Annotated in this window: 4 protein-coding genes; 2 read left to right on the top strand and 2 right to left on the bottom strand. The window is 42.1% G+C overall.

Features of this window, described 5'->3' with window-relative positions:
* Positions 1–282 precede the first annotated feature (282 nt).
* A complete protein-coding gene (locus FHQ30_RS10890; RefSeq protein WP_132966051.1) occupies positions 283–492 on the bottom strand; it encodes a cold-shock protein in 210 nt (69 codons plus the stop codon).
* 232 nt (positions 493–724) lie between these two features.
* Positions 725–2092, bottom strand: coding sequence for a UDP-N-acetylmuramate:L-alanyl-gamma-D-glutamyl-meso-diaminopimelate ligase (gene mpl / locus FHQ30_RS10885; RefSeq protein ID WP_139612223.1), 1368 nt, complete (start codon positions 2090–2092; stop codon positions 725–727).
* A 150-nt stretch (positions 2093–2242) separates the two neighbouring features.
* On the opposite strand from mpl, the gene fbp reads away from it, so the two are divergent.
* Both fbp and FHQ30_RS10875 read left to right on the top strand, forming a co-directional pair.
* A complete protein-coding gene (gene fbp / locus FHQ30_RS10880) occupies positions 2243–3250 on the top strand; it encodes a class 1 fructose-bisphosphatase (RefSeq protein ID WP_139608898.1) in 1008 nt (335 codons plus the stop codon).
* A 73-nt stretch (positions 3251–3323) separates the two neighbouring features.
* Positions 3324–3836, top strand: coding sequence for a hypothetical protein (locus FHQ30_RS10875; protein ID WP_132966057.1), 513 nt, complete (start codon positions 3324–3326; stop codon positions 3834–3836).
* The last annotated feature ends 152 nt before the right edge of the window (positions 3837–3988 follow it).

The raw sequence follows: 3988 nt of genomic DNA, 5'->3' as shown, positions 1-3988 counted from the left end.
ATCAACAGACCCTATAATTGAACAGGTGTTACACCATTGGCAGATATTGAACAATATCCTCGCCGCTGATTAAAGATAATGAATTATTGTAATAAAATCAATACAACTGTAATAAAAACAATCCAACCAATAGATAAACTGCTTAAACCCACGCCAATTTCTTATAAATCAACTTTTTATCGTACAAAATTTGTTCGTAATTTTAATACTATTCATTTTCTTCAGACGTAAAAAAGCCGTCTAATGTTAGACGGCTTTTAAGAATTCGATAATTTAGCTAGATTAAGCAACGACTGTCACGTTTTCAGCTTTTTTACCACGTTGATCATCAACAATATTGAAAAGCACTGCTTGGCCTTCTTTTAAAGTACGAAACCCTTCGCTTTGGATTGCGGAAAAATGCACGAATACATCTTCTCCACCTTCAACTTGTAAAAAACCAAAACCTTTAGTTTCATTGAACCATTTAACGGTTCCTTTTACTTGCGACATTACTACATCCTACATTAATAATTAAAAAAATCTTACCTTACAACACTACAACCAAACCAGAGTTGATTTTCATGACATGGTAAAGCTTGCTCGATGAGCAGTCCGCATACTACCAACATAAACTCTAAATTACACGTTTTATTTTAGAAAGTGGCGGAAAAACCGCACTTTTGATGTAATAATGTGAAAAACATCACATTATTAGCCAAAACCTTTCTGGCTGTCTTATTCATTATAGCGATAATCTTGCCAATAACTTCTGATGAATCCCGTCAAAACTGCCGTTACTCATCACCAAAATATGATCACCCGCTTGTGCTTCTCCAGCGATCAACTCGATCAATAAATCAATATTACCACTCCATTTTGTCGGCACCGTTGATTTTTCAGCGATTTCTGCAACCTCCCAAGGAATATTGTCCGGCTGCAATAAAAAAATATAATCCGATTTCACCAACGAAGCCACCAGCTCATTTTTATGCAGCCCCATTTTCATGGTGTTAGAACGTGGCTCCAACACTGCCAAAATACGTTTTGCGCCACCGATGCGATCACGCAGCGCCGTCACAGTGGCAGCGATTTCTGCCGGATGGTGGGCAAAATCATCATATACTGTGATATCTTTAGCACAGCCTTTCAGCTCTAAACGACGGTTTGTATTGATAAATCCTGCCAGTGAAGCACAGGCTTTCTCCACCGAAACGCCGGCACGATATGCCGCCGCAATCGCCATTAACGCATTATGCATATTATGTTCGCCAAACACATCCCAACGCACTTCGGCAATTTTTTGTTGTCGGTGATACACCGCGAAATGGCTGCTGTCCTGCGCTATTTTCTGCGCAAACCATTCTCCTTCACGTCCAAGATGCTGCTGTTCACTCCAGCACCCCATCTCCAACGTTTGCTTGACTGTGGTATCATCTTTAACTGACAGCACCAATCCCGATTGCGGGATAATACGAATCATATGGTGGAATTGACGCTGGATCGCCATCAGATCATCAAAAATATCGGCATGGTCGAAGCCAATATTGTTGATAATCAGCGTATTGGGATTGTAATGCACAAACTTAGAGCGTTTATCGAAAAACGCCGTATCATATTCATCTGCTTCAATCACAAAATACGGACTTTCCCCCAACTGTGCTGAAGTCGAAAAATTACCCGTTACGCCCCCAATCAAAAAACCCGGATTCAGACCATTATCAGCCAAGATCCAAGCCAAAATGCTGCTGGTGGTGGTTTTACCGTGCGTACCCGAAACCGCCAATACCTTGCGGCTACGCAACAAATTATCGTGCAGCCACTGCGGGCCCGAGGTGTAAGGAATAGCATTGTCCAACACATATTCCACACAAGGATTGCCCCGTTTCATCGCATTGCCGATGATCACCATATCCGGCTGTGGAACCAATTGTGCCGGATCATAATTGGCAATAATCTCTATACCGCTCTTTTGCAAGAACGTGCTCATCGGTGGATAAACATTCACATCCGAGCCGGTCACTTTATACCCCATTTGCCGCGCAATAATCGCTACGCCCCCCATAAAGGTGCCGCAAATGCCCAAAATATGAATATGTTGCTGTTTTATCATGGTTTAATCGCTCTTTTCTTTCAATTAAAATGTGGTTGAGATCACAGATCCCAAGCTAATTCTGACGCAGGATCGAATGACTGCTATAATAAAATGTGTCGATTATATAACAAAAAATCACAAGATTCTTTTTTAATTACGGGAGCAAAAATGAAAACATTAGGTGAGTTTATTGTTGAGAAACAAGCAGATTACCCCAGTGCTAAGGGCGAATTGAGTGGTATTCTTTCCTCAATCCGTTTAGTCGCCAAAGTTATCCACCGCGATATCAATAAAGCAGGCTTGAGTAACGATATAATCGGCAATTCCGGGATAGAAAACGTGCAAGGCGAAGCTCAAATGAAATTGGATGCCTTTGCTCATGAAAAAATGAAAGCCGCATTGATTGCCCGTGACGAAGTTGCCGGTTTTGGTTCAGAAGAAGAAGAAAACTTTGTCGCATTCGACACCGAAAGAGGGCGAAATGCCAAATATATCATCTTAGCCGACCCACTCGACGGCTCTTCGAATATTGATGTCAACGTTGCTGTCGGCACCATCTTTTCTATTTATCGACGAATTTCCCCTATCGGTACTGCAGTAACTTTGGCAGACTTTTTACAACCCGGACACAAGCAGGTTGCTGCCGGTTACATTGTTTACGGTTCGTCAACCATGCTGGTTTATACCACCGGCAATGGGGTAAATGGTTTTACATATGACACCTCATTAGGTGTTTTTCTTCTTTCCCATGAAAATATCAAGATTCCGCAAAACGGCAAATGCTATTCGATCAACGAAGGTAACTATCTTAAATTCCCGATGGGAGTAAAAAAATACCTGAAATATTGCCAAGAAGAAGATGAAAGCAGCCACCGCCCTTACACCTCTCGCTATATTGGCTCTTTGGTCTCTGATTTCCACCGCAACCTATTGAAAGGCGGGATTTATATTTATCCGACTTCGACCCACTACCCACTGGGAAAACTGCGGTTATTATACGAAGGCAACCCAATGGCGTTTCTTGCCGAACAAGCCGGTGGGCTCGCCAGTGACGGCTATCAACGAATTTTAGACATCGAGCCGACTGAATTACATCAAAGAACACCATTATTTGTCGGTTCAAAAAACATGGTTGAAAAAGCCACCTCATTTATGCTTGAATATCAAAATCAGTAACAGTACGGTTTTCATCAAGAATTGACTTCATCATACAGATTGCTTTATGCTATCTGTATGATGTGAGGTGACTATGAATTTATTTTTGAAATATGGCTCAATTTTTATTGCTGTCTGTTTACTGATTGTCGCCTCGACTTTTCTTAAAGGGAAAAAAGAACATTCGCTGCCGGAATTCAAAAGCATTGCCTCCTACGCGCTGCCCGACTCCCCAATGCTGGACGAATTTAGATCCCGCATCAATTTAGAAGGCCCGGAATATTTTTTAACCAGCGATCAAAACATCACCAATCTAGTGCTGCGTTATAAAATCGGCATCAACTCTTCCAGACCGGTGCACTCTATCTCTTGGCTTTCTCTATACACTTACCAAGGACACATTATTTTTAACAAAGAGATTCAAGTGGTGTTTAATTCCGGTATGGATCAATACCAAAGCCGCAGCATCGATTCGGTCTTCCCAATCGACTCTATCTCACGTAACAACCGCATTTTTTTCCTCTCACCCAATCCAGAACTTGAAGCCATCGTGCTACCACTCAGCATTCAATATCTGGACGGCGGACGGTTGGAAGTGCCGTATTGAACATTATTGAGTAGGGTTTTGCATCCCGCTATCTATAGCAACACCGCTGTTTATTTATGTTCTGATTGCATGCAGGCAGTTAGGGTTGTACCCCATTATTTCCTTCTCCCTTGATGGGAGAAGGTGCCCGCAGGGGTACAACCCTAAGACAT

The sequence above is a fragment of the Testudinibacter sp. 'clade 2' genome (genome assembly GCF_006227735.1).
GTDB lineage: Bacteria > Pseudomonadota > Gammaproteobacteria > Enterobacterales > Pasteurellaceae > Chelonobacter.
The sequence above is the reverse complement of the archived record's forward strand: the minus strand, read 5'-3'. Positions and strand labels throughout refer to the sequence as shown.